Source organism: Vibrio sp. STUT-A16 (assembly GCF_026000495.1).
GTDB lineage: Bacteria > Pseudomonadota > Gammaproteobacteria > Enterobacterales > Vibrionaceae > Vibrio > Vibrio diabolicus.
Genome location: NZ_AP026765.1, coordinates 2,237,915 through 2,263,593 on the forward strand (window position 1 = coordinate 2,237,915; position 25,679 = coordinate 2,263,593).

General features: G+C 44.8%; 27 protein-coding genes. 11 read left to right on the forward strand and 16 right to left on the reverse strand.

Annotated elements, in window-relative coordinates; all coding sequences use genetic code 11:
- Nucleotides 1-51: 51 nt before the first annotated feature.
- Both OO778_RS10675 and OO778_RS10680 read right to left on the reverse strand, forming a co-directional pair.
- Entirely contained in the window at nucleotides 52-441 is a 390-nt protein-coding gene (locus OO778_RS10675) for a DUF2750 domain-containing protein (protein ID WP_005378129.1), read from the reverse strand.
- Nucleotides 442-509: 68 nt separating this feature from the next.
- Nucleotides 510-1,415, reverse strand: a complete 906-nt coding sequence (locus OO778_RS10680; RefSeq protein WP_005393312.1) for a manganese-dependent inorganic pyrophosphatase — start codon at nucleotides 1,413-1,415, stop codon at nucleotides 510-512.
- A 186-nt stretch (nucleotides 1,416-1,601) separates the two neighbouring features.
- On the opposite strand from OO778_RS10680, the gene OO778_RS10685 reads away from it, so the two are divergent.
- A complete protein-coding gene (locus OO778_RS10685; protein ID WP_264909764.1) occupies nucleotides 1,602-2,816 on the forward strand; it encodes a putative manganese transporter in 1,215 nt (404 codons plus the stop codon).
- Nucleotides 2,817-2,893: 77 nt separating this feature from the next.
- Here OO778_RS10685 and OO778_RS10690 read toward each other — a convergent pair whose 3' ends face one another.
- The 4 genes from OO778_RS10690 to torE all read right to left on the reverse strand — a co-directional run bounded on the left by OO778_RS10690 (nucleotide 2,894) and on the right by torE (nucleotide 8,735).
- Complete coding sequence (locus tag OO778_RS10690; RefSeq protein ID WP_264909766.1) at nucleotides 2,894-4,633, reverse strand: alpha-galactosidase; 1,740 nt, start codon at nucleotides 4,631-4,633, stop codon at nucleotides 2,894-2,896.
- A 199-nt stretch (nucleotides 4,634-4,832) separates the two neighbouring features.
- Nucleotides 4,833-7,295 carry a trimethylamine-N-oxide reductase TorA gene (gene torA, locus OO778_RS10695; protein WP_041156583.1) on the reverse strand — a complete coding sequence of 821 codons (2,463 nt, stop codon included), beginning with the start codon at nucleotides 7,293-7,295 and terminating at the stop codon, nucleotides 4,833-4,835.
- Nucleotides 7,296-7,320: 25 nt separating this feature from the next.
- Nucleotides 7,321-8,505: a pentaheme c-type cytochrome TorC gene (gene torC / locus OO778_RS10700; RefSeq protein ID WP_006742852.1), complete on the reverse strand. Its 1,185-nt coding sequence runs from the start codon at nucleotides 8,503-8,505 to the stop codon at nucleotides 7,321-7,323.
- Nucleotides 8,506-8,555: 50 nt separating this feature from the next.
- Entirely contained in the window at nucleotides 8,556-8,735 is a 180-nt protein-coding gene (gene torE, locus OO778_RS10705) for a trimethylamine N-oxide reductase system protein TorE (protein WP_005378141.1), read from the reverse strand.
- A 462-nt stretch (nucleotides 8,736-9,197) separates the two neighbouring features.
- Here torE and OO778_RS10710 point away from each other — a divergent pair, with 462 nt between their 5' ends.
- A complete protein-coding gene (locus tag OO778_RS10710) occupies nucleotides 9,198-10,010 on the forward strand; it encodes an ABC transporter permease (protein ID WP_264909769.1) in 813 nt (270 codons plus the stop codon).
- A gap of 366 nt (nucleotides 10,011-10,376) precedes the next feature.
- On the forward strand, nucleotides 10,377-10,502 hold the full coding sequence (locus tag OO778_RS10715; protein ID WP_254903806.1) for a hypothetical protein: 126 nt from the start codon (nucleotides 10,377-10,379) through the stop codon (nucleotides 10,500-10,502).
- Nucleotides 10,503-10,585: 83 nt separating this feature from the next.
- Here OO778_RS10715 and focA read toward each other — a convergent pair whose 3' ends face one another.
- Nucleotides 10,586-11,446, reverse strand: a complete 861-nt coding sequence (gene focA, locus OO778_RS10720; protein WP_005393324.1) for a formate transporter FocA — start codon at nucleotides 11,444-11,446, stop codon at nucleotides 10,586-10,588.
- Nucleotides 11,447-11,745: 299 nt separating this feature from the next.
- Here focA and OO778_RS10725 point away from each other — a divergent pair, with 299 nt between their 5' ends.
- Entirely contained in the window at nucleotides 11,746-11,979 is a 234-nt protein-coding gene (locus OO778_RS10725; protein ID WP_005378148.1) for a TIGR02647 family protein, read from the forward strand.
- Nucleotides 11,980-12,015: 36 nt separating this feature from the next.
- On the opposite strand, the gene OO778_RS10730 is transcribed toward OO778_RS10725, so the two are convergent.
- Nucleotides 12,016-12,474, reverse strand: coding sequence for a PACE efflux transporter (locus tag OO778_RS10730; RefSeq protein WP_074191120.1), 459 nt, complete (start codon nucleotides 12,472-12,474; stop codon nucleotides 12,016-12,018).
- Nucleotides 12,475-12,563: 89 nt separating this feature from the next.
- On the opposite strand from OO778_RS10730, the gene OO778_RS10735 reads away from it, so the two are divergent.
- Genes OO778_RS10735 through OO778_RS10745 form a run of 3 tightly spaced genes read left to right on the forward strand, consistent with a single transcriptional unit; the run spans nucleotide 12,564 to nucleotide 14,927 of the window.
- The gene (locus tag OO778_RS10735) at nucleotides 12,564-13,442 is read left to right on the forward strand and encodes a LysR family transcriptional regulator (protein ID WP_074191119.1); all 879 of its coding nucleotides are present in this window, start codon (nucleotides 12,564-12,566) and stop codon (nucleotides 13,440-13,442) included.
- A gap of 22 nt (nucleotides 13,443-13,464) precedes the next feature.
- Nucleotides 13,465-14,292, forward strand: coding sequence for an NAD-dependent epimerase/dehydratase family protein (locus OO778_RS10740; RefSeq protein WP_257887152.1), 828 nt, complete (start codon nucleotides 13,465-13,467; stop codon nucleotides 14,290-14,292).
- The gene (locus OO778_RS10745) at nucleotides 14,289-14,927 is read left to right on the forward strand and encodes a YdcF family protein (protein ID WP_074191117.1); all 639 of its coding nucleotides are present in this window, start codon (nucleotides 14,289-14,291) and stop codon (nucleotides 14,925-14,927) included. The genes OO778_RS10740 and OO778_RS10745 overlap by 4 nt, the downstream gene beginning before the upstream one ends.
- A gap of 61 nt (nucleotides 14,928-14,988) precedes the next feature.
- On the opposite strand, the gene OO778_RS10750 is transcribed toward OO778_RS10745, so the two are convergent.
- Nucleotides 14,989-15,567, reverse strand: coding sequence for a thymidine kinase (locus OO778_RS10750; RefSeq protein WP_005378154.1), 579 nt, complete (start codon nucleotides 15,565-15,567; stop codon nucleotides 14,989-14,991).
- An 87-nt stretch (nucleotides 15,568-15,654) separates the two neighbouring features.
- Nucleotides 15,655-17,037: a cysteine--tRNA ligase gene (gene cysS, locus OO778_RS10755; RefSeq protein ID WP_005390902.1), complete on the reverse strand. Its 1,383-nt coding sequence runs from the start codon at nucleotides 17,035-17,037 to the stop codon at nucleotides 15,655-15,657.
- A 202-nt stretch (nucleotides 17,038-17,239) separates the two neighbouring features.
- Between cysS and OO778_RS10760 the strand changes: the two genes are divergently transcribed.
- The 4 genes from OO778_RS10760 (at nucleotide 17,240) to OO778_RS10775 (ending at nucleotide 20,441) form a co-directional block, all read left to right on the forward strand.
- Nucleotides 17,240-17,734, forward strand: coding sequence for a peptidylprolyl isomerase (locus OO778_RS10760; RefSeq protein ID WP_005390900.1), 495 nt, complete (start codon nucleotides 17,240-17,242; stop codon nucleotides 17,732-17,734).
- Nucleotides 17,735-17,794: 60 nt separating this feature from the next.
- Entirely contained in the window at nucleotides 17,795-18,532 is a 738-nt protein-coding gene (lpxH, locus tag OO778_RS10765; RefSeq protein ID WP_006743038.1) for a UDP-2,3-diacylglucosamine diphosphatase, read from the forward strand.
- A 98-nt stretch (nucleotides 18,533-18,630) separates the two neighbouring features.
- Nucleotides 18,631-19,845, forward strand: a complete 1,215-nt coding sequence (locus OO778_RS10770; RefSeq protein ID WP_005378158.1) for an EAL domain-containing protein — start codon at nucleotides 18,631-18,633, stop codon at nucleotides 19,843-19,845.
- 80 nt (nucleotides 19,846-19,925) lie between these two features.
- A complete protein-coding gene (locus tag OO778_RS10775) occupies nucleotides 19,926-20,441 on the forward strand; it encodes a YchJ family protein (protein WP_042522052.1) in 516 nt (171 codons plus the stop codon).
- A 275-nt stretch (nucleotides 20,442-20,716) separates the two neighbouring features.
- Here the strand turns inward: OO778_RS10775 and hisIE are convergent, their stop codons facing one another.
- From hisIE to hisC, 6 genes are all read right to left on the reverse strand, one after another.
- Nucleotides 20,717-21,352: a bifunctional phosphoribosyl-AMP cyclohydrolase/phosphoribosyl-ATP diphosphatase HisIE gene (hisIE, locus tag OO778_RS10780; RefSeq protein WP_005378160.1), complete on the reverse strand. Its 636-nt coding sequence runs from the start codon at nucleotides 21,350-21,352 to the stop codon at nucleotides 20,717-20,719.
- Nucleotides 21,349-22,122: an imidazole glycerol phosphate synthase subunit HisF gene (gene hisF / locus OO778_RS10785; protein ID WP_017821717.1), complete on the reverse strand. Its 774-nt coding sequence runs from the start codon at nucleotides 22,120-22,122 to the stop codon at nucleotides 21,349-21,351. The genes hisIE and hisF overlap by 4 nt, the downstream gene beginning before the upstream one ends.
- Nucleotides 22,104-22,841, reverse strand: coding sequence for a 1-(5-phosphoribosyl)-5-[(5-phosphoribosylamino)methylideneamino]imidazole-4-carboxamide isomerase (gene hisA / locus OO778_RS10790; RefSeq protein WP_047008597.1), 738 nt, complete (start codon nucleotides 22,839-22,841; stop codon nucleotides 22,104-22,106). Before hisA ends, hisF begins: the two co-directional genes overlap by 19 nt.
- 12 nt (nucleotides 22,842-22,853) lie before the next feature.
- A complete protein-coding gene (gene hisH, locus OO778_RS10795; protein WP_047008596.1) occupies nucleotides 22,854-23,468 on the reverse strand; it encodes an imidazole glycerol phosphate synthase subunit HisH in 615 nt (204 codons plus the stop codon).
- A 26-nt stretch (nucleotides 23,469-23,494) separates the two neighbouring features.
- Nucleotides 23,495-24,568, reverse strand: a complete 1,074-nt coding sequence (hisB, locus tag OO778_RS10800; protein ID WP_264909770.1) for a bifunctional histidinol-phosphatase/imidazoleglycerol-phosphate dehydratase HisB — start codon at nucleotides 24,566-24,568, stop codon at nucleotides 23,495-23,497.
- 65 nt (nucleotides 24,569-24,633) lie between these two features.
- Nucleotides 24,634-25,674, reverse strand: a complete 1,041-nt coding sequence (gene hisC / locus OO778_RS10805; RefSeq protein ID WP_053807212.1) for a histidinol-phosphate transaminase — start codon at nucleotides 25,672-25,674, stop codon at nucleotides 24,634-24,636.
- Between the last annotated feature and the right edge of the window lie 5 nt (nucleotides 25,675-25,679).

The window sequence follows — 25,679 nt, forward strand, 5'->3', positions numbered from 1 at the left end:
GAAGCCTGCGTTAAAGCAGGCTTCTTTATTAAATGGACACGAATCGAAAAATTAGCGGCGGCTCGCTTGTTTGCGCAGTTCAAAATCAAACTCGTCAGGAAACAATACGACCCCTTCTTCATTTTGATTTGGGAATACAACAATCGATAGCTCGTCATCCTCTAGACCAGAGGTCCAACGACTGTGCCACTTGTTTAGAGAGATCGCTTCTGGCTCGCAATCTTCCCAATCACCATTCGCCCATTGCAAAGCAAATTCTTCGTTTGGCCATACTGGTACACAATCATCATCTTCTGTATTTAACATGACACAGCCATGTTCGTCTTTCAGAATCCAAACCTTACGATTCGCCACAATCTCTTTTACGCAGTACTTTAAACGTTGCTCTTCATTGTAGCGATTAATGGTATCCATCTGCTCTTGGGTCAGTTGCTCAGACATATTCGTCTCCTATTTCCCATAGAAAAATGCCCGCAGCTAAGCGGGCATTTAAAGTATATGCTAGAAAATTAAGCTAGTTCAGTTTGAAGCCAAGGCCAACCTTGCTTCTTACGGCTTAGCGTGTTTTCCATCATTAGCATGCCGTCTTTCTCGTGCTTAACAAGCTTCTCAGCCCACTCACCTTTGTATAGAAGACGAGTTTGAGCAGTCGTGATGTCTGTTAGCATTACAGCAGCAAATGCAAGATTATCTTTTTCGCAACGCGCTTCTAGATCCGCTTCTAGTGCTTCGATCATACCGTCAACTTGCTCTAGTGTTGCAAGCTCAACCTGACCTACTACTACGTCACGACCGTTGAATGGGTAACCTTTAAGGTCTTTCTCAACAAGCTCAGCCGCAGATAGACCTTCGATGTTTGTCTTAGCAATTAGAAGATCTTTAGTGAATGCGTCAACATCTTGTACGTCTGCGATTACCGCTAGCTCAGCAACGGCATCTTTGTCTTTTTGTGTACAAGTTGGAGAAGCGAAGCCTACTGTGTCAGATAGAATTGCTGACATCATTAGCTTAGCGATTTGTGGAGTAATCGCGTGACCTTCAATCTTGAACATGTTGAATAGAACAGTGTTGGTACAACCAACAGGCCAGATCCATGCTTCCATTGGGTTTACTGTCATCACGTCACCTAGGCGGTGGTGGTCAACAATACCCGCAATTTCAGCTTCTGCGATATCGTCTGGTGCTTGTGCTAGATCTGAGTAATCTACTAGCCAAACGGTCTCACCCGCAACTGATGTGCGAAGCTCAGGAACTTCAGCGCCAGCAACTTCTAGGATGTGCTGAGTTTCACGGTTGATTTCGCCTTGGCGAATTGGCATAGCTTCAACGCCACGCGCTTTTAGAAGTTCAGTTGCAACGAGTGCACTACAAATACTGTCACTGTCTGGGTTCTTATGACCTACAACTAGAATCATGTTTCTTCCTATTCAAGTCAATTTTATACGCCGCCTAATACAGTTAATTAGGGCGTGTTTGCTCACAAAGGCCGATACTTTACCTGATTTCAGAGAGTTTGACACGAAGAAAAGTTCACAATGCTATTGCGAATAAATCTCATTTACATATAATGATAATTATTCCTATTTGCATTTGAGTAAACGATGAACGCGACCCAATTTTTACACTCTGCACAACAGTTGTTTCAGCCTACTCAGTTTCGTTTAGCTTATAAGCGATTGCTGATCCCTATCGTCATGCTCATTTTGCTAGGCAATGAAAATACACGTGACGTTGCCGTACAGACGCTATCCGACTCATTCTGGGCGGTGTCATGCTATGTTGCCGCCACCTTGGCAATTTATCATTATCTTTCAAGCTTTATGTCGAAAACCAATCGAATTACCGAGCTCTACCATCGCTCGCGTAATCATCAGGTTTTCTTTGCTTCTTTATTGGGTGCTTTGCCTGGCTGTGGTGGCGCTATTGTTGTGACAACGCAATTTATTAGTGGCCGAGTGGGATTTGGTGCGATTGTCGCGGTACTTACTTCAACAATGGGTGACGCTGCCTTTTTACTTCTTGCCGCCAAGCCAAGTGTTGGATTAGGCGTGGTTGGATTAGGCATAATCGTGGGTACTCTTTCAGGGCTGGTCGTTAATGCTTTTCATGCTGATAACTTTCTGCGCCCAGAGCCAAAAGAAGCACTTCAGACACATGCTTGTTGCCAACACCAGACAGACCGACACACGCCTCTTGAACAACGTGCAATCAATCTACAAGGCGCATTTTGGAAATGGCTTATTGTGCCTGCTAGTGTCGTTGCTGTGTTAATATCTTTCCAAATCGATATTAATCAGCTGTTGTCTTTGCAGGCCAATACCATTGAATGGCTGGGCGCTATCTTCGCGGTGATCACAATGTCGTTGTGGGCGATGACAAAAGAGCTCGGCGATTATCAGTCAACGGTCTCTGAAGATGAAAAAATCGTGGACTCACACCCGATTCAAAAAGCAGCCCAAGATACGAATTTCGTCAGTGCTTGGGTGATCGTGGCGTTTCTGGCGTTTGAACTGACGACCTATTTTTCTGGAATCGACCTCGTAGAAACCTTTTCTCATTGGGGGATATGGATGCCATTAGCTGGCTTAGCCATTGGGATGCTACCTGGTTGTGGTCCGCAAATTCTAGTCACCAGCCTTTACATCTCTGGTGCAGCGCCACTTTCGGCGCAGTTGGCAAATGCGATTTCCAATGATGGTGACGCCCTATTCCCCGCCATTGCTATGGCACCGAAAGCCGCTTTGGTCGCGACTATTTATTCGTCCATTCCTGCGTTTATCGTTGGATACGGGTATTACTTTTTATTCGAGTTCTAACGCTCAGGACGTCAAAACAAGAAAGGAGCCACAGTAGGCCCCTTTCTTGTTTTTATAATCGAACGATTTGCTTCACGTTATGCCGTGACGATCGCTTTCGCATTTAACCCTTTATCAACGCTAACCATTAATAACTGACAAGGTTCTTGGTTTAGCTTTTCTCCTGTCCAGTAATCATACCAATCCATCGGTTGATCAGACGTCAGCGTAAATTCCATCGCCCCGTAGCAGGCATAGTTAAACAAGCAGTGAAGGTCATTCTTCGTCGTTAGTTTTAAAAACGCATGATTTAAACTCAAAGCCGTGAACTTTGCTGACTCTTGGTTACGTTGTTGACGTAGCATGAGCTTAGCCAATGTCTTCTTTGCAAATGGCGTAATCTCAGGGAGAGGATCGCCAGACAGCAGCAAACCACCACACGCCAATAACACCGTGCGATGAAATTCATACTCTTCTCTGGATGCGGCTTGATTAGCTAATGACGTGAATGTCGCGCAATCCGGATCAATTTGCCACAGTTTTCGATGCTGCCAACTACGATAAAAGGTTTCTTTGGCTATCTGCTCGAAACGACGACTATGGCGTTCTACGTCATCAGAAACACGCATTGCATCCACAAGCCCTAGAGATGGCCACATTGGCGCGTTGCAACCTAAAAGCCACGCATCACCAGCGCCTTTAGCAATCGCTTCCATTCCTAAGCGATACGCCTCAACGCCTGTAATACCAGATTGTTTACGCACACCTTTCAAGGTGCCCCAATAGTTCGCGTCTAGCTTGAACAATTCAACGCCCCACTCTTGTCTCATGACAGAGACCACATTCGTCAGATGGTCTTGCACTTCTGGGTTTGAGGTATCGAGTATGTACCAAGGCGTGCAGCGCCAACCACCGTATGTGACATCTTCTGCTTTAAGTAAGCTTCCATCTTTGTGACGAACAAACCACTCTGGGTGTTGTTTGAAGATCTCCGACTCAGGTTGAGCAATAAAGGGTGCCATCCAAATCGCCGGCTTTTTGCCTTTTGCACGGATACTATGAATGAGCTCTTTCACACCACCAGAAAACTTATCCGATGGGATTAACCAATCGCCCATAAAGGCTTGATAGCCATCATCCAGAAGTACCCACTCTAGGTCTTCAAGCTTATCTTGCATGCAATCAACGTTCTGCATGATGTTTTGCTCTGTCACGTCTGCGTAGTAGGCATACCACGAACACCAACCGACAGGCGCATCTTGTGTCACACCTTGGCGAACAGGATGATGCTCTGCAATCATCTCTCCATAGATTTGATAAAGCTCAGACAGAGATTGGCCGCAGAGTACCGCCACGGATTCAAGTTGATTACTTTCCCAATCCGCCACTTGAGTAAACTCACCATCAATCGCGGCCGATAAAACCCAATGTCCATCACGCAGTACAACATCAAAATAGCCCGCAAAGCGATGACATGATGTGAAGCCAAACAAGGTATAGCCAGCCGAGCCTTCCACCACTAAATAGTTGTAGTAACGCTTAGGGGCATCTTTGGGATAGATTCGATAAGAAGGGCTGTTGTCTGGACAGCGACCAATATCAACGGGATGGCTAACCGTTCCCGCTGTTTGCGCCAGCATTTGGAAGCCATCGCCAATCACATTGGCCTCGTGCTCGTATAAAAACGGCATCTCGAACAACACTTCACGGTCGGTAAACGTTTTATTGTGAAGCCCAGCAAAAGAAAAATGTAATTGATTACCCTCAACTTCAACTTGGAGGTCGTTGTTATTCACAGTGATCTCAATGTGATTTGCCAATTGAATGCTCTGAGCCATAAAGAGTCTACTCACTTAATTATTATTGTTTAGCTTGGTTCATTATCCCCTGCTTGTCCCACCCAATTCGTTATCAACGTCACGAATCCTACTGTCGTTTAGCGTCACAAATTTATTATTGAGATAACGCTCACTGAAATTTTGGTTAAAAAAATACCAGCCCGAAGGCTGGTATTTCGATTGATGTGAATTGCATTCATTAAGCAACTTCGATTGGCCCACCGAATGAAGTCACTGGCGGTACTTTGCCAGTGAACTTCTCGAAGTCTACGATACATGTGTTCGCAGAAGTCGCCTGCGCAAGTTCAGAAGAGCCGATGTCTTGCGTTAGCGTGTTAGGGTCACCGTAAGTACAGATTGCGCCCTCTTTCTCGTTTAGAGGACCGTACCATGCACCTTCTTCGATACGAATAACGCCACGTGGGTAGCTGTCAGTAAGAACAGCACCAGCTAATAGCTGACCACGACCGTTGAATACGCGCACTAAGTCACCGTCTTTGATGCCTTTCGCTTTCGCATCCGCTGGGTTGATGTAAACAGGCTCACGACCTTGCACCGCGTAAGTTGCACGGAACTCTTCAGATTCACACATCTGAGAGTGCAGACGCTTGTCTGGGTGACAAGACTGCAACCAGAATGGGTATTTATCTGAACCAGGGCCACCGTGTGAACGCTCTGATTTTTCGAACCACATTGGGTGTTCTTGACAGTGTTCGTAGCCGTAACGGCCGATCTTACGAGACGTGATCTCGATGAAACCAGACGGCGTACCTAGTGGGTTAAGCTCAGGGTCTTTACGGAAGTCCGCATGACGAACCCAAGGTTTACCTTCACCGAAGTCTAGTACGCTCTTCTCCCAGAACTCGTTGAATTCTGGCATTTCAAACTTACCTTCGTTCGCTTTCTTACAATCGTTGTAAAGGCTTTCGATCCATTCCATCTCGCTCATACCACGGGTGTATTCTTCGCGGCGACCAAAACGCTGAGTTAGTTCACTCATGATTTGGAAGTCAGGCTTAGATTGGAACAATGGATCGACGAGACGATGCATTGCAATCAGACCTTTGTTCGAGTATGAACCGTATACGTCGATGTCGTTACGTTCCCATTGCGTACACGCAGGTAGAACGATATCCGAGAAACGACATGTTGCAGTCCAAGCAAACTCGATCGTTACAACCGTTTGAAGTTTGCGGAACGCTTTCTTCATGCGGTTACGATCTTGATGGTGGTGCCATGGGTTACAACCCGAGATCACCATCATCTTAAAGTCTGGCAGTTTCACTTTACCGCCGTTGTAGTTGATCTCTTTGCCTGGTTCTAGCAGACAGTCGATCCAACGTGCAACTGGGATAGTACGGCTGTAACCGTTAAAGTCGTTGTTGTCCCACTTCGGCTTCATACCTTGGTCAAGGTTACGAGGGAAACCACCAGGGCCCGCGAAACCAGTTGAAGGTACACCGATACTTGAGTAATGGTGACCGTAAGAGATACCACCGCCAGGTAAACCGATTTGACCAACCATTGCAGCAACCACAGCCGCTGCCCAGTATGGCTGCTCACCGTGCTCTTGACGCTGGATACACCAACCCATCAGGATCTGTGTACGGCCACTGACTAGCATACGTGCGAACTCGCGAATCTTGTCCGCTTTCACGCCACAGATAGCCGCAGCCCACTCTGGTGTTTTCTCTACTTTGTCTTTTGTCTTACCTTGAACGTATTGAATAAACTCTTCAAAGCCTAGACAGTAAGTATCAATGAACTTCTTATCGTACAAGTCTTCGTTGTACAGCACGTGCGCCACAGCAAGCATGAACGCTACGTCTGTCAGCGGGTTGATGTACAAGTGATCGTTCTCTAAGTAGCGCTGAGTCTTGTTCTTCACTGGGTCTACGGACAGAACGTTGATCTCACCTTTCGCTACTTTTTCTTTTAGTTGTGCCAGGTACTTGAAGGACTCATGCGTTTCACAGTTCCAACCTACTTGAAGGTTTTTCACTGGGTCGTTAGCCCAAAGAACGATGTTGTCAGAGTTCTCTAGGATTTCAGACCAAGACGTACCTTGTGCGTAAACTTCGGTTGAACCAAGTACGTAAGGCATGATGGTTTGACCTGCACCCGTCGAGTAGTCACCTACTTTCGTGATGAAGTTGCCGTGCATACCCACTGCACGTTGCATGTGCGCGGTACAGTTGTTGAATGAACCTGTTTGGTTCCAACCCGTTTGACCTGCGTGTAGCGCCCATGGACCGTAGTCTTTTTGAATACGTTCTAGTTCGCGGTAGAACAAATCTAGCGCTTCATCCCAAGTCACGCGGATGAAACGGTTGTTACCGCGGGTATCGGCGCTGTATTTGTGTTTCTTCAACCAATCTAGACGAACCATTGGGTAACGCACACGTGAAGGGCTGTAAATAATACCCTTGATGCCGTTTAGCATTTCAGTTGGGTTTTTGTCTAGCTCTAGCGGTTTGATCTCTTGAACTTTACCCGCGTAGATGTGGGCGCGGAACGCGCCCCAGTGAGAACCTGTTACTTTCCAAGTACCTGTCGTCTCAACAGCATTGGCAGAGGCGGACGCCAATAAGCTAGGACCAATAACTGACGCTGCACTTGTGGTTGCTACACCTTTAAGAAAACTTCTTCGTGTAATAGCCATTTAAATTACTCCAATCCGACGCTTATTAGTGGTGACCTTCAGCATAATCTGAAGAGTGTTTCTGTAGATACTTCAAGATCAGGGCTTCACTGTCTGTATCTAGGTTAACGAACGCCAACATACCGTCGAACATACCTGGCCAGGTGTTCGCGTCGAAGTGCGCTTCCGCAGGTTGAGTGTGACATACTGAACAGTTGGTCTTGTACGCTTCACGAGATTTTTCCCAAACAGGATTGATGTCGTTCAGCATAGACTCTTTCTTAATCCATACTTTCGCCGCGACTTTTTCCCAAGGAAGGCCTGTTAGCTCATCCACTTTTTTCTCGCCAGTCGTCACAATGTTGCTATCTGTCGCTGCTTCTTTCATCAGAGACGCAGTCGCAATGTTCTTACCGAAGTCTTCTTGAATTACGCGACCAAAGCCTTTCGCTTTACGCCAGCCATCGATTTCGATTTCAACAAACTCGCCTTTGTCTTCAAGAACTTTAACGGTCGATGCTGGATTAAGAAGACCGGCTTCTTTAGTGCCTTGTGCATCAAAGTAAATTGGTAGGTGACGAACACTCACTAGTTGCTGACCTACAGAGTAATCTGTATTTGAAGTCATACCTTCTAGGTCACCCACGATACCGCCGATGCTGTCCATACCTGCTGGCAGGTTATGCGCGATACCTTTATGACAGTCAACACAGCTTTGATCTTTCTCTGCTGCTTGCTTCATTTGGATACGAGCGGTTGGAGACATTTGCTCGAAATCCATCGATTCGTAGTTGTGACAGTTCTTACACTCTAAAGATTTGTTTGCCGAGAAACGATCCCATTCGTGTTTCGCAAGTTCGATACGACGCTCTTCGAACACACCAGGTTCATCGTAGTTGCCAAATACCTGTGCAAATACCTCTTTAGATGCCTGCATTTTACGAGCAATTTTGTCTGTCCAGTTATGAGGAACGTGACAGTCAGGGCAAGTAGCACGAACACCTGAATGGTTTTTCCAGTGAACCGTTTCTTGCAGCTCAACGTACACGTTGTCACGCATTGTGTGACAACTAATACAGAATTCTTCTGTGTTGGTTGCTTCTAGAGCGGTGTTAAAGCCACCCCAAAAGATAACACCAGCAATGAAGCCGCCCATAGTCAGCACACCTAGGCTGATATGTACAGCTGGGCGCGTCATGGTACGCCACAGTTTAATGATTAATGATTTCATTATTTGCTCTCTTAAAATCTTTTCAAAAGTGTGGTTATGAGCTCACTGGCTTACATGCCGTGCGCGCCTGGAGGTCCAAAGAAGAACACTTGCAACATCCAAACGATGAACCCGTAACCGCCGACAAAAGCCACACTCAGAATTGGGAAGAGAACAACTGCAATGAAGAGGAACGACTTCCACTCCAGGGAGCGTTTTTCACCACTCTCAATTTTATTAACATCACTCATACATTTGCCTATTTTGTATCTAGTGTTATTGAAAAGCCCGCGTAACCAAGCTTAAGTTTTTTACAATCTCTAATGGAAAATGTTAGACCATACTAATAGTAAGGTTCAATCAAATAAGAGCTCTCAGACCTTGTAATTCAACACTTTTTTGAGCTCATCCAGAGATGTGATTGATTGATGTTATTTATTAAAAAACATGAACAGATGTGACAAAATAAGTCTTTTAACCAATTGTTAAAACAACAACATTTACCAAACATAAGTTACATTTGGATAGTAATTAACGGGTCATAAATTGGCTTAAAAACCAGTCAAAAGATAATCAACTGTAAATAAAATGATGCAAAATAATGACAGAAATAGCGCTAAAGGTTTACGTTGAGAACATCAAAAAATGCACATTGATGTTCATATAAAGGAGGAGCTTAGTTACAATTATTCGCGGATTTTCGAGGAGCGATTATGGATAGCGTGGTGGATATAAGTTGGACCAAACTGGCATTATTTGGTCTGATTTTGTTGGTTCCCTTCTTTATTAATGCCCGCTACAAATTAGGGATTGCGAAAGACACGATCATCAGTGTTATTCGTATGACACTTCAGCTCATATTGATTGGCGTGTATTTAGAATATCTTTTTCAATTAAACAGCTTACTTGTCAATATACTTTGGCTTGCCATCATGTTACTGATTGGTGCAAGCTCAATTGCAGGAAAAGCTCGTCTGCCTAAAAAGCCACTCATGCTTCCTCTACTTACAGGCTTAACCTGTGGTCTAATTCCACTTCTTATAGCGATTACCGCAGGCCTAGTGCAGCCATCCCCTCTTTACAACGCCCAGTACATGATCCCACTTGCGGGCATGCTATTGGGTAACAGCTTAAGTAGTAACATCATCGCACTGCAGAATTTATTTACGGCTTTTGAACAGAGACAATCAGAATATGAGGCTGCTATCTCACTTGGTGCCTCTCCTCGTTATGCATCATTCCCCTTCATTCAAGAGGCCCTTAGAAAGTCACTTGCTCCAACTTTAGCCTCTATGGCCACTACAGGGCTGGTTACCTTACCAGGCATGATGACTGGTCAAATTCTAGGTGGCGCAAGCCCGATGGTTGCGATTAAATATCAGTTGGTGATTATGCTGGCTATTTTCGTCATGTTGAGTACCTCCGTCGCTATTACGCTGGAGATGACACTGAGCTGGGTACAAACGAAAGAAGGCCGGATCAAAATAAAAATCCAACAATCAGAACCTACCAAAACTCATAGATAGTTTAAGCGTGTGAACAAAGCCAGTGAAAGGGCTTGTATTATCAAGTCAAACGCACTTTTAACTGAATCACTCATCCATTCTTTAAACATTCATCAAGATGCTTTCTGGAGAAAAGTCAGACAGAATTCTCTCGAGTATAAGCCTCTAATTTTATGAAATTTTCTTTGCAAGTTTAGATACGCACGGCCTTTGAGACAGGTTATCCACAGAAAATGTGGATAAACACCCTAAACCCATACGCAACCAGAAACATAGCTGCATAAGTGATCAATCTAATCGTCATGCTTTGATCACTTGTCTGACATATTCTAATTTTAGAGTAAAGATAGTGACCACAAACTTGGAGAGACGTACATGGATGTCTTAATGATCAAAGAAAATTACGATGAACTCCTATCCGATGCACCTCTGGACTGGCTCGTTCAAGAACCAAAGGAAGTGACTTCTCATTGGCTCCCAACCGATTTTGGCATCAATGAAGAGCTGATTTAACTCACTCGATTTGTGTGAAACTTATCGACATGAATAAAAGAAAGGCGAACCATTTGGCTCGCCTTTCTTTTATTCTTTTAGATTTATCGTAAATGCTTGTCTTCATCACGTAGATAAATCATCCAATACCACATACCAACGAATACACCGCCACCAATGATGTTCCCTATCGTTACAGGGATAAGGTTATTTACGATGAACCCCATCATGTTTAAGTCCGCATAGTTTGCAATATCCGCCCCTGTCATTTGCCAAAATGCTTCCGGTGCAAAATATTTGATTCCAATCGCCATGGGTACTTGGAACATGTTCGCAATACAGTGCTCGAAACCTGCCGACACGAACATAGCTACTGGCAGAATCATGACCGCTATTTTGTCAGTTAATGTACGTCCACTAAACGTCATCCAAACAGCAATACACACCAGCACGTTACACATGATGCCAAGCGCAACAGCAGCAAAGAAACCATGGTGCAATTTATGTTGAGAGATCGCCATCGCGTTGAGGCCAACTTGGCCGTGATCAAACATATACTGCTTGGTAACCAACATGCATGCTACCAACAAAAGAGCACCAACCATGTTGCCGAAATAAACCACAAACCAGTTTTTGATTAGCGCTTGCCACGAGATCTTTCCACTGGCTCGCGCTACCAATGTTAATACTGAGCTAGTGAAAAGCTCACCACCTGTAACGACAACAAGAATCAAACCCAGGCTGAAGGCTAGGCCACCGATTAGCCTGGTAATACCCCATGGAAGGTCGCCTGCGCCTGTTGTCACCGTGGTGTAAAAGATGAACGCAATACCAATATGAAGTCCGGCAGAAATTGCCAATAAAAAAGATTTGATCGGTGCTTTAGTTGCTTTACCTACCCCCACTTCAGCCGCGCGTTCCGCAGCCTGAGGCGGTAATAGTGAGTCAAACTGATTGAAGTTCATTGTGGTGTAACATTTAGAAACAATTAAAGAGGCGCGGATAATCGCTCCATTTCCCTACTTTTTCAAGCGCTATTTGACATGTTTACTAAAAATGTTGTTATCGAGAGATCAACCAATAAAGGTCAACTATCATTCGCAATCGTAACTATCATTGATACTTAACAAGTATTCTGCCTTTCGAACAAAGATCCTGCGTTATATCAGCCTGATAGCGCCATACTTAACACTTCTTATCGTTTAATGTTGCTCAACTCTTCTTTTCAGACTAGCTTGGTAAAAAAAGCGTAAAGGAATCATTTATGAAATATTCAGCTGAACATATCGCCGAATTGAACCTACTTCTTCAGTTCGACTTAAGTAGTGCTGCAACTGGTATTAAAGTTCATACAGACGCGTCAGAAGAAATGCAGGCAGCCGTTGCTCGTCTATACGAGAAGCAACTTTGTACACAGCCTGATGGTGGTTATTTAACAGATGAAGGTATTGAAGTCGCAGAGCATGCGGATAAGATTTTAAGAGTCCTTTCTGTGTAATTTGAACAAAAACGCCACCGAATTCGGTGGCGTTTTTTATTGGTCCCTGCATTTTGTTCCTGCCGAAACCTGCGGTGCTAATCGTTTTTTCATTTTGCTAAATGGCTGAACCTTGTCGTACAACCAATTAAAGCCCGTGGCATAAAATAGGAAGAACACTAGGAAGCCAGCTTCCAACACCAGAGCTTGAAGAAGCGTAATTTCTAAGAACCAAGCAATGACGGGTATAGAGATAAAGATCAACCCTCCCTCGAATCCAATTGTATGCCCAAAACGCATCGCTAAACTTCGCTCAGTTCGATTGCTGCCAAAACACTTATCAAAGTACAAGTTGTAGATGTAATTCCACACGACGGTATACATGCTCAACCCAATCCCAACCAACGCGAGATCACTCGATCCCTTTCCGGTGATCAATGAAGCCGCTGGCACAATGATCGCGAGTGCGATTAACTCAAAAAGTACTGCATGAAAAATTCGTTCGTTACGAGTCATATTTCTCTGTCCAAATAGTTCTACTCAATGCTTAGAATTTTATCTATTATTCAGATAACAAAAAGTTAGATACCATCGGCAAAAGCGATATGTTTACCATCGAACAACTGCAAGCTTTCATTGCTACATCAGAAACCGGATCATTTTCAGGCGCGGCAAGAAAACTGGGGAGAGCTCAATCCGTAGTCAGCCAACACATCATAAATATGGAGGTCGACTGTGGTGTTGATCTATTTGATCGCTCTGGTCGATATCCGAAATTAACCGAGAGTGGCCTCGCGCTCATACCTTATGCACAAGCGGCAATCAGCCAACTAGACCGATTGAACAACAGAGCATCACAGCTTTTTTCAACACCAACGAATAAATTGGTTTTAGCCATTGATGAAGGGATTCCTCTGACTCGCTTGCCCGACGTGCTAAAAAATTTAGAGCAACGCTTTCCACATTTGCAAGTTGAATGCTTAACAGCTTCAAGTCCGGATATCATTGAATTGGTCAAATCGGAGCGCACCACTACTGGGATTATTTTGAGTGACTTACAAATGCCGAGACATATCGATTTCACTAATCTTGGTAACATTGCGTTCGATGTCTATGTCTCTTCAACGCACGCTCTAGCACAGCAACGCGTCACTCACATTGATCAACTCAAACAACATCGTCAACTGGTCATACGCTCCAAAAACGCAGAGCCATGTGGTCTCAATCAAGCATTCAGCCCGGATATCTGGTACGCTGATAACTACTATATTTTGTTGGAATTAGCGAATAAAGGGTTTGGTTGGTGCTTTCTTCCAGAGCATTTAGTCGCGTATTCACCGAACACACTGAAAAGAGTTGGGGATGATTTCACAAAGCTGGCTTGGCAAGTCAATGTTGACCTTATTCAACATCAGAAATGGCATTCAGATCCCCTCCATCAACAAGCCAAAGCAGAGCTGCTCAATCTATTCGAGCAGACATAAATAAGTAAGTAGGAAGACCCAAATGGCAAATACATTGATCGTAGGTGCAGGCTGGCTCGGAACTCCGCTAGCAGAAACTTTGATGAGAGACGGACACCACGTTGTCGTTACTCGTCGTAACCAAGCTCGGTTAAACGAGTTACCCGCTTCATTAACTCACTCCGCATTATTCGATTTTAATCAACTTAACGCGGCGAAACGGCTAGATGAGTTGCTTAAACAACATCAAATTACTCACGTTGTCGGTGCTTTTCCCCCTGGTTTTCGTAAAGGACGCGGACAAGAATACGCCCAACAATGGCAAATGCTCGCAAACGCAGCAAAGCAAAACAACGTTGAAAAGCTCGTTATGATTAGCTCTACAACGGTGTATCCCAACCTAGCTTCTGATATGGAAGAAGCAGATGCGTCACTCTCTTTAGCAGCCGACAGCCCTTATTTCTCTGACAATGCACGTATTATGCTGCAAGCCGAGCAGCATGTTATCGACTCTAATATTAGCTTCGTCATTATGCGTTGTAGCGGGCTAATTGGGCCAGACAGGCACCCTTCTCGCTTTGCAATGAGACTAAAACAAGTCAGTCGTAAAGCGCCTGCTAATATGCTTCATCAAGACGATGCGGTATCGGCAGCCAAATTTGCTTTAGATAATTTAAGCAACCAAGTTATTAACGTGACCACACCGCATACCGTCAGCAAGGCGGAGTTCTACCAAGCCGCTATAAATAAGAGCGAGAGTGAGATACCTCTTCCACCAGTCACAGAACAAACAGATAAGCGCATTCTCGCAGACAAACTACTCTCACTTGGCTATCAATTTCATTTCAACTCAACTTTGGACGCGCTATGAAACTCTATCGACACATAGAAACACTTTGGGATTACATGCAACTCAAACATGAGCTGAAACCCGCAGACTGTTTGTTTGTGATGTGCAGTAACGATGTGCGTGTAGCAGAGCATGCAGCAAATCTGTACCACCAAAAGTTAGCGCCTTTGATTGTATTTTCAGGGGGAGAAGGTCGTTTTACCGATGGACTGTTTGAAAAAAGCGAAGCGGAAACTTTTGCCGAAATTGCCAAGATGTCAGGCGTGCCCAGTGAAGCAATTTTGCTCGAAGCTGAATCCACCAACAGTGGAGAAAACGTTCGCTTTACTGAGCAACGATTGAAAGAAGAAGGAAAACATTGCTCATCGTTTATTCTGGTGCAAAAACCATTTATGGAACGCAGAGCCATAGCGACATTTGAAAAACAGTGGCAGTCACCCTACTCCCAGCTCCAGGTAAGCTCTACGGCTCATCCGTTTTTTGAATATATTAATGAAGACATGCCATTAATGATGGTACTAGAGGCACTAATGGAAGATTTCTCTCGCGTAAAAAGCTATCCAGAGAAAGGATTTCAAACCGAGCAAAACATCCCTCCGCAGGTAGAATCATCTTATCAGGTTTTACTAGAGAGATTTGGTTTTGACTTAGTCTAAGCCCTTTCTAGCAGACAACAAAAAGCCACCGATTACGGTGGCTTTTCTGTATTAATACGGATTATTTACCGAGTGCTTCTTTGTAATGCTGACGGCACACGGAGACATATTTGTCGTTACCGCCGATCGCAACTTGATCGCCCTCTTTAATCGCCACGCCATGTTCATCGGTACGAATAACCATATTCGCTTTGCGACCGCAGTGGCAGATCGTTTTGAGCTCAACCAACTTGTCTGCCCAAGATAACAGGTACTTACTGCCTTCAAAAAGTTCGCCTAGAAAATCGGTGCGAAGGCCGTAACACAATACTGGAATATGCAGTTTATCAACAACTTCAGTAAGTTGGTAAACCTGCTCTTTTGACAAGAACTGACACTCATCAACAAGAATACAGTGACGTTTCTCAACTTCATTCAGAGCTGCGATCTCTTGATATAAATTGGTATCCTGACGAAACAAGTGTGCGTCAGATTGAAGACCAATACGAGAGCTCACTTTACCGACACCAAAGCGATCATCTAGTGCAGCCGTAAAAATAACTGGCGTCATGCCGCGTTCTTGATAGTTGAAAGAGGATTGAAGAAGCGTTGTTGATTTACCCGCATTCATTGCTGAGTAATAGAAATACATCTGAGCCACAGAGCATTACCTAAAGTTAAAGTTTTAATTTATGGAAATGGAAAATAAAAGGGCTGAATTATCAGCCCTTTAAAATTGAAAATTCAATTACTTACGACGCCACGTTGTGCCTTCTGGACCATCTTCCAGAACAATGCCCATTTCGGTCAGTTTGTCACGAGCCATATCTGCATTCGCCCAATCTTTCGCAGCGCGAGAGTCGTTACGCAGCTTGATAAGAGCTTCGATTTCAGCCACTTCATCATCGTTACCTGCATCACCTTTTAGGAAGGCTTCTGGATCTTGGTGAAGAATACCGATCACATCTGCTAGTTCACGCATTAGCGCACCTAGCTCGCTCGCTTTCTCTAGGTTTTCTGTTTTCAGACGGTTAACTTCGCGCGCCATGTCGAACAGAACTGAGTACGCTTCTGGCGTATTGAAGTCATCGTTCATCGCTGCTGTAAAGCGAGATACATACTCTTCACCACCAGCAGGAGCAGCATTTAGATCCAAACCACGTAGAGAAGTGTATAGACGCTCAAGCGAAGCGCGTGCTTGGTTTAGGTTCTCTTCGCTGTAGTTTAACTGGCTACGGTAGTGACCAGACATAAGGAAGTAACGAACCGTTTCTGCATCGTAGTGACCAAGTACGTCACGGATAGTAAAGAAGTTGCCTAGAGACTTAGACATCTTCTCGCGATCTACCATCACCATGCCACTGTGCATCCAAGTATTTACGTACTTAGTGTCGTGTGCACAGCATGATTGCGCGATTTCGTTTTCGTGGTGTGGGAACTGAAGATCAGAGCCGCCACCGTGAATATCAAAGTGATCGCCTAGGATTGAAGAGTTCATAGCAGAACATTCAATGTGCCAGCCTGGACGACCAGGGCCCCATGGTGATTCCCACGTAGGTTCACCTGGTTTAGACATCTTCCAAAGAACGAAGTCTAGTGGGCTGCGTTTGGCTGTTTCGACATCAACGCGCGCGCCCGCTTGCAGCTGATCCAAATCTTGTTTAGACAGTTTGCCGTATTCGTCAAACTTGCGAACCTCAAACATTACATCGCCATTATCCGCAACGTAAGCAAAACCACGTTCAATCAGTTTTTGAACAAGTTCGATGATTTCTGGAATAAACTGGGTTGCACGAGGCTCAATATCTGGGCGCTTCATGTTTAATGCGTCGAAGTCTGCGTGCATTTCACCGATCAAGCGCTCGGTCAATGAGTCACAAGACTCGCCATTTTCAGCCGCACGTTTAATGATCTTATCATCGATGTCTGTGATGTTGCGTACAAACGTTAGATCGTAACCTAGGTAACGAAGGTAACGTGATACCACATCAAAGGAGACAAAAGTGCGACCGTGACCGATGTGACAGAGATCGTAGATGGTAACTCCACAGACATACATGCCGACTTTGCCAGCTGTAATTGGTTTGAATTCCTCTTTCTGTCTTGTGAGTGTGTTATATATCTTTAACATGATCTCTATCTATGATTGTGAATGAATAAAAGAAGGTCGAGTATATCAACTCCGACCTGGTTAGGTAATAGCAATTAACCGATAAAACGATAATCGGCTAAACTTCAAGCACAAAACGAAGAATTTCCTCTTCCTGAGTTTTTAAAGCACTAGAACTTAGGCTAGAATCTCGGGCTCAACACAACACAGTAAGGAAAGTAGCATGATCACCCTTCACACTAATTTTGGTGACATCAAGATTCAACTAAACGAAGAGAAAGCGCCAGAGACTAGCGCAAACTTCCTTCAGTACTGCCGCGATGGCTTTTACGACAACACTCTTTTCCACCGTGTTATTGACGGTTTCATGATCCAAGGTGGTGGCATGGAACCTGGTCTACGTGAAAAAGCATCACGTGCACCTATCAAGAACGAAGCAAACAACGGCCTAAGCAACAAAGTGGGTACACTTGCTATGGCGCGTACTATGGAGCCGCATTCAGCAAGCTCTCAGTTCTTTATCAACGTAAACAACAACACATTCCTAGATTTCCGTAGCGAAAGCCTAGATGGTTGGGGTTACTGTGTATTCGGTGAAGTTGTAGAAGGCATGGACATCGTAAATAAGATCAAAGGCGTTAGCACTGGTTCTTACGGCATGCACCAAGACGTACCTCTAGAGGACGTAGTAATCACTGGTACAACAATTGAAGAATAATTCGTAAGAATTATTTCTAAGAGATAAGTTAATGGGGAGGCATCGCTTCCCCTTATTTCTATGACAACATTATTTATTTCCGATCTTCACCTCACCCCATCGCGTCCGGATATTACGGAATGTTTTGTGACGTTCATGCGAACAGAAGCAACGAAAGCCGATGCACTTTATGTATTAGGCGATCTGTTCGAGTTTTGGGTTGGAGACGATGACAAAACTCCTTTTGCCAATCAAATCCGTACAGAGTTCCAGCAACTAACAAAGACTGGCGTTCCTGTTTATTTCATTCAGGGCAATCGCGACTTCCTATTGGGAAAACGCTTCTGTAAAGAGACAGGCATTACATTATTGGATGAAGTTAGCCTCATAGACCTTTATGGTACTAAAGCAGTTATTCTCCACGGTGACACCCTGTGTACTGACGACATTGATTATCAAAAATTCCGTAAGACTGTTCATCAACCTTGGTTGCAATGGCTGTTTAATCACATTCCTTGGTTTATTAAGAAGAAAATTGTCTCAAAAGTTCAATCCGATATTCGTGATGATAAAATGAGCAAGCCTTTAGATATCATGGACGTCAATCAAAATGAAGTCGAGAAAGTGATGTCTCAGAATTGCGTCAACTTAATGATTCATGGTCACACTCATCGCCCGAATACACATTTTTTTGACGTCGATGGCGTTAAAAAGACCCGGATAGTTTTAGGGGATTGGTATACGCAAGGCTCAGTTTTACAAGTAAATTCTGATGGCTTTGACCTACAAACGAGACCATTCATACAGAATTTGCGTTAAGCATGTAGAGCGTGTAGGAGATTCACGCTCAAGTCGTAGATATTTTGTAAAAAATCGCTATTATCATAATACTAAGTTAAACAGAACGAAGTACCTAATTGAAGTATTCTTACGTAGCTCGCCAACCGATTCTGGATAGAGAAAAACGAACCATAGGTTACGAACTTCTCTTTCGAGACGGTCCTAAAAATACCTTCCCTGAAGTAGAACCAGAGCTGGCTACTAGTCGACTGCTATCCGATCATTTTTTGTCGACGCATTACAACACATTAGGGAACAAACTTGGCTTTGTTAACTTTCCGCATCAAAGCTTGGTGAATCTGGTCCCAACTCTGTTTCCCAAAGAGTCTCTCGTCATTGAAGTCCTTGAAGATTGTGAACCGACAGAGGAGCTGCTAGAAGCCATCAAGCACCTGCATGAGTGCGGATACAAAATTGCTTTAGATGATTTTGTGCCGACGAAGGCTTGGAAACGTTTTCTTCCATATGTTTCCATGATCAAGTTTGACATTCGACTCGTACCGATCAAGAAAGCCGCTATTTTTATTCAGGCATTAAGCCCATTTAAAATCGACTTTCTTGCGGAAAAGGTAGAGACCTATGAAGAGTTTGAGCAAGCCCTAGAAGCCGGTTTTAACTATTTTCAAGGGTATTTTTTTAGCAAACCTGAGATGATCCAGAAAAAACGGTTGAACCCCGCGTTTCTTACCGTCATCCAACTTTGTAAAGAGATTGCTGATAAGCCCATCGACTTCAATGAGGTTGAACGTCTGTTTTCGATTGATGTGACGCTGTCATACAAGCTGCTTACTTACGTAAATTCAGGCTATACATTAACGACTAAGATCAAATCGTTCAGACAGGCGCTTATTTATCTGGGTGAAGAGCGACTACGACGCTTTATTTCCTTAGTTGCAATTGCGTCCGTTCAAGAAGATAAACCTGACTCTCTTTACTCTTTAGCGATTCAGCGTGCACGAATGTGTGAACTGTTACTTAGTCAAATGAACACTAGGTATGACCCTGGGCAGGCTTTTTTGACAGGCATGTTTTCTTTACTCGGATCTTTGCTCGATCAACCGCTCTCTGATGTCATTGAAGATATCCCCGTTGACGAAGATATAAAACTCGCATTAACCAGTCGAAAAGGCGTACTTGGTCACTTACTTTCGATGACGATCGCCTATGAACAAGCGGACTGGGAGTTAGCCGAGCGATATTGCACCGTTCTTAAATTAACCGAACCTCAATTAGCAGACGCTTTTAATCAATCTACCGAGTGGGCTCAAGAACTGCTGTCTCAAACGCCCTAAATCGCTATAATGCCTCACCTCCAGCCTCGCAATTGTGAGGTTGTTTGTTTTTACCGCTTAATTAATCGAGATTTCATTTTATGGCTTCTTCTTGCCCTTGCGGATCTAACCGCACGTACCAACAGTGTTGTGAAATTGCCCACAACAACCATGCTGACGTCACCACTCCAGAGCAGTTAATGCGCTCTCGTTACAGTGCGCATGTGTTAGGTCTAGTCGATTACGTGGTCAACACTTATCATCCAATCTGTAATGCAGAAGAGCAACGTGAAGGCATTGCCCAATCTATCGACAGCGATTGGTGCAAACTTGAAGTTGTAAAAACAGAAGCTGGCAGTAATGACAATGAAGGCTTTGTAGAGTTTAGCGCTTATTTTGATGAAGACGGCAAACGCTACTGTATGACAGAGCGTTCCCGCTTTGTAAAAGAAAATGGGCTTTGGTACTACATTGACGGCACGTTTCCAGAAGAAGAGCTAGAAGAAGAACCAGAACAAGATCCTCGCCTAAACCAACCAGTGAGTAGCCTAAAAGTAGGTCGCAACGACCCGTGTATCTGTGGAAGCGGTAAAAAGTTTAAAAAGTGTTGTGGGTAAAGCATCCATACCTAGCTTATTGTGCTCGATTTAATTGGATTCTTGACCTCGCCTAGGTTCGTTGGAGTGACGTGAATATATGTACCTATTTGAAGTAAATAACTCTACTGCAAGTACCATTAGAAAATATACCGTCATTCTGAACAGCGAGGAACGAGTGTGATTCAGAGTCTAATCGCTACTAGCACTGTTGCCGGGTTTTCCCCCGAATCAAGAACACTAAAGTAAAAAAGCCCCTAGGCTCGAGAGCATAGGGGCTTTCACTTATCGCAAGCTTACTTATGACGCTCTTTCAGTTTATTCACTACGTCATTCATCGATAAGCCTTGGTCTTGAAGCAATACCATTAAGTGATAAATCAAATCTGCAGATTCACACACTAACTCCGCCTTATCGCCCGACGTCGCCGCAAGCGCGACTTCAACGCCTTCTTCGCCCACTTTTTGCGAAATACGCTTGGTGCCACGGGCATAAAGACTGGCAGTATAAGAGGAATCTGGGTCGGCACTCTTGCGGGCAGCCAATAGCTGCTCAAGTTGATGAAGCCACACCATTTGTGACTCCTCTTGAGGGTCCACATCCCAGCAAGTTGTGTTACCCAAGTGACACGTAGGACCAATGGGATTCACTTTCACCAGTAGCGTATCGTTGTCGCAATCGAGCTGCATGTTCACTAGTTGCAATACGTTGCCGGAGGTCTCACCTTTCGTCCAAAGACGCTGCTTGGTACGAGAGAAAAACGTCACTTGACCTGTTTCGCCCGTTTTTGCCAACGCATCTTGGTTCATATAACCCATCATCAGCACTTGGCTTGATTGGAAATCTTGTACGATAGCAGGTACCAGACCATCCACCTTTTCCCAGTTGATTCGCTCAACTAGCGAACTTACTTCGGCGGCTTTCACACTCATAGTCGTACCTCAATGCCTTGTTGTTTCAAATACTGCTTTAGTTCACCAATATTGATGACTTGTTTGTGGAATACCGATGCGGCAAGCGCGCCATCCACATTTGCTTTTTGGTAGGCTTCTGCGAAATGCTCCATAGCACCTGCCCCACCCGATGCAATCAATGGCACGTTACACACTTCACGCACCATGTTAAGTTGTTCAATATCGTAACCGTTACGTACGCCGTCTTGGTTCATCATGTTCAGTACGATTTCACCAGCGCCACGCCTTTGTACTTCTTGCACCCAATCACGTGTTTCCCATTGCGTTGCTTTGGTTCGTTCTTCATCACCAGTAAACTGGTAAACCTGATACTTGCCCGTCTCTTTGTCGTAGTATGAATCGATACCAACGACGATACATTGCACACCAAACTTATCAGCAAGGTCAGTAATCAACTGAGGGTTCGCCAAGGCAGGAGAGTTAATAGATACCTTATCTGCACCAAACTCAAGAATGCGCGCCGCGTCCTCTGCTGATTTAATGCCACCAGCCACACAGAACGGAATATCAATCACTTCTGCAACGCGAGCGACCCAACTTTTATCAACGACACGCCCATCACTTGAAGCGGTAATATCGTAGAACACAAGCTCGTCAGCGCCTTCTTCAGCATAACGCTGCGCCAGAGGAACGATGTCACCAATGATTTCGTGGTTGCGGAACTGGACGCCCTTCACCACTTGTCCATCACGAACATCAAGACATGGAATTATTCGCTTTGCCAGCATGCAAACGCCTCCTCTGCTGTGAACTTACCATCTAACAATGCGCGACCAACAATCACGCCAGCCACACCGCTGCCTTTTAGCGCTTCGATATCTGCTAATGAGCCAATGCCACCTGAAGATTGAAACTGCACTTGTGGGTACTGTTTACATAGGTCGACGTAAAGCTCAACGTTTGAGCCCTCTAGCGTACCGTCACGAGAAATGTCCGTGCAAAGCACATGCTGTAGACCTACCGTCAGATAATCGTTGATCAGAGCTTCGATAGTCACGCCTGAATCTTCTTGCCAGCCAGAAATGGCAACTTTGCGCGTGCCGTCTTGATCGATATTGATATCTAGAGCGAGAACGATTTTCTCTGCGCCGTATTTTTCCATCCAACCTTTCACAAGCTCTGGCTGTTTTACTGCTGTAGAACCGACTACAACACGCTGCGCACCGGCTTCTAACAGATCAATCACGTCTTGCTCTGTACGCACTCCACCACCGATTTGGATGTTCGCTGGTGTGCTTGCTAGTAGCTTTGCAATCAAACCTAGCTGGCGTGCTGTCGTGTCTTTCGCGCCAGTTAAATCCACCAAGTGCAGCCAGTTAGCACCCGCTTGGTGGTACAAATTGAACTGCTCTGCTGGGTCGACTTTGTACTCGGTTACTTGGCCGTAATCACCTTGATAAAGGCGAACCACCTGTCCTTCAATTAAATCAAGAGCTGGAATAATCACACTAAATCCCTTTTATAATTCTAAGAAGTTTTGAATAAGCTTCGCGCCCGCTTTTGAAGAACGCTCTGGGTGGAATTGCACACCATAATAGTTACCGCTTTGAACCGCAGCAGTGAATGGATTTCCGTAATCACATTCGGCAATGGTGTAGTCTCCAACTGGCATCGCAAAGCTGTGCACAAAATAGAAGTACTCACCCTCTTCAATACCTTTGAATAACGGATTGCCTGCTTTTGCAGAAACGGTATTCCACCCCATGTGCGGCAGTGGCAAATCGCCGGTTTGAAGCAGCTTCACTTCGCCATCACAAAGTCCAAGACATTCAACTAACTCGTCTGCTTTCTGGCCTTTTTCTTGAGACACTTTGCCCAACAATTGCATGCCTAAACAGATACCTAGTAGCGGCTTCTCTACCTGTTTCACCAAGCTGATAAGATCGCGCTCTTCTAGGTTCTTCATCGCTTCACTGGCAGTTCCCACGCCCGGTAGAAAGAGCTTGTCAGCCGCCAATACAACTTGTGGATCTTTTGAAATCGTTACGTCATAGCCTAGGCGTTCAATGGCAAACTTCACCGAAGAAACGTTGGCACAGCCAGTATCGATAATGACAACTTTCTGTTCTGTCACTGTTTTTCTCCTTGCTAACGTTAGCCTTAAAGTACGCCTTTACTACTCGGTAGCTCAGTGCCTTCTACTTTGATTGCTTGGCGCAGAGTACGACCAAACGCTTTAAATAGGCTCTCAATGATGTGGTGATCATTGTTGCCCGCAGAAGAAAGGTGCAGTGTACACGCTAGTGTGTCAGTTAAAGAACGGAAGAAGTGAACCACCATCTCTGTTGAAAGGTCCCCCACTTGCTCACGACTAAACTGCGCGTCGAACTTAAGGTAAGGACGACCTGACAGGTCTAGCGCACATTGTGCTAAACACTCATCCATTGGCAGGCTGAAACCAAAGCGACCAATACCACGCTTGTCACCCAGCGCTTCTTTCAACGCCTGACCCAAGGCCAGCGCGGTATCTTCTACTGTGTGGTGATCATCAATGTGTAGATCACCTTCTACTTTGCACACCATTTGGAATCCACCGTGCGTCGCAATTTGATCCAACATGTGATCGAAGAAACCAAGACCCGTTGAGATGTCATTACCGCCTTGCTCATCAAGATTAACCGCAACTTTGATGTCCGTTTCTTTCGTGGTACGAATCACTTCAGCAATACGAGCTTTCACCGTGAGGTCTTTCAGGATCTGTTTCCAGCCCATGGTTTCTGGGTTGTATTGAATACCGCGAATTGCCATGTTTTCTGCAAGTTGAAGATCGGTTTGACGATCGCCAATCACAACAGAGTTTTTAAAATCAACTTTGCCACCTTGAAGGTACTCTTTCACCATGCCTAGCTTAGGCTTACGGCAAGAGCAGTTATCTTCTTCAAAGTGAGGACAAATCAACACGTCATCGAACTTCACACCTTGAGACTCGAAGATCTCCATCATCATGTTGTGTGGTGCATCAAAATCTTCTTGTGGGTAGCTGTCAGTACCCAAACCATCTTGGTTAGTGACCATCACTAGACGGTATCCCGCATCCTGCAACGACAACAGGCTTGGGATAACAAATGGCTCTAGTTTTAACTTATCCAAGCGGTCAACTTGGAAATCAATCGGTGGCTCAACAATCAGCGTGCCATCTCGGTCGATAAATAGGATTTTTTGTTGCTTGCTCACTCGAACTTCCTTATTACTAATCTTGTTTCGTTCTCGGCATAAACCGAGAACGTTGAGAATTCTATTTATGAATAGTAGTTTCTAATGAAACCCAGTGTCTTTTCACACTCGTCGCGGTTACCAACACTGATACGCACGCAGTTCTCAATTGGCGAGTTACGCAGGATAATGCCCGTATCCCAAGCGGCTTTGAAAAGAGCATCGCCATCTGGGAATTTCACCAATAAGTAGTTACCCCACCCTTCAAAGACCTCCAGACCCGGAATCATCGACAAACCAACTTGTAAGTAAGCTCGGTTCGCGTTCAAATCGAGAACTTGGAACTTCGCTCGCGCTAATCCTGCTTCTGAGAGCGCTTGAGTAGCAATTTCTGCCACTGGAACTGGGACTGGGTAAGGTGCGATAACTTTAAGAAGTACATTAATCAGCTCTTCGTTCGCAAGCGTAAATCCACAACGCAGACCTGCAAGCGCGAAAGCTTTCGACAGAGTACGCAGAATCGCTAGATTTGGATATTCTGCCAGTAAATCTACTGTTGACGCTTCTGGACAAAAATCAATGTACGCTTCGTCCATGACCACGATTGCGCGGTCTTTTGTCATCTCAAGCAGAGAGACAATATCGTCACGCTTAACTAAGTTACCCGTTGGGTTGTTTGGCGAGCATACGAAAACCAGTTTCACGTTATCTAGATTCGCTTCGATGCCTGCGAGGTCTAGTTGCCAATCTGACGTTAGCGGCACCGTTTTGCGCTCTACACCGATGGTTTCTGCACTGATGGCGTACATACCGTAAGTCGGTGGGCAGTATAAAATCGCGTCTTCACCCGGTTCACAGAAAGCACGAATCAATAACTCAATACCTTCATCTGCTCCGCGAGAAGTCAGCGTTTGTTCTGGCTTCACTCCAGCATACGCGGCGTAAGCAGAAATCAGTTCTTTCGGCTGGCATTCGCTGTAACGATTAAGACGAGCAAAGTCTGTTTTGTATTCATTGTTGAATGGCGATTCGTTGGCGTTCAGCCATACGTCACCTGTTCCACCAATTCGGCGAGCCGAAAGATAAGGTGTTAGTTGTTGGACTTGTTTACGCGCTAGCTTTTCCATCTCTT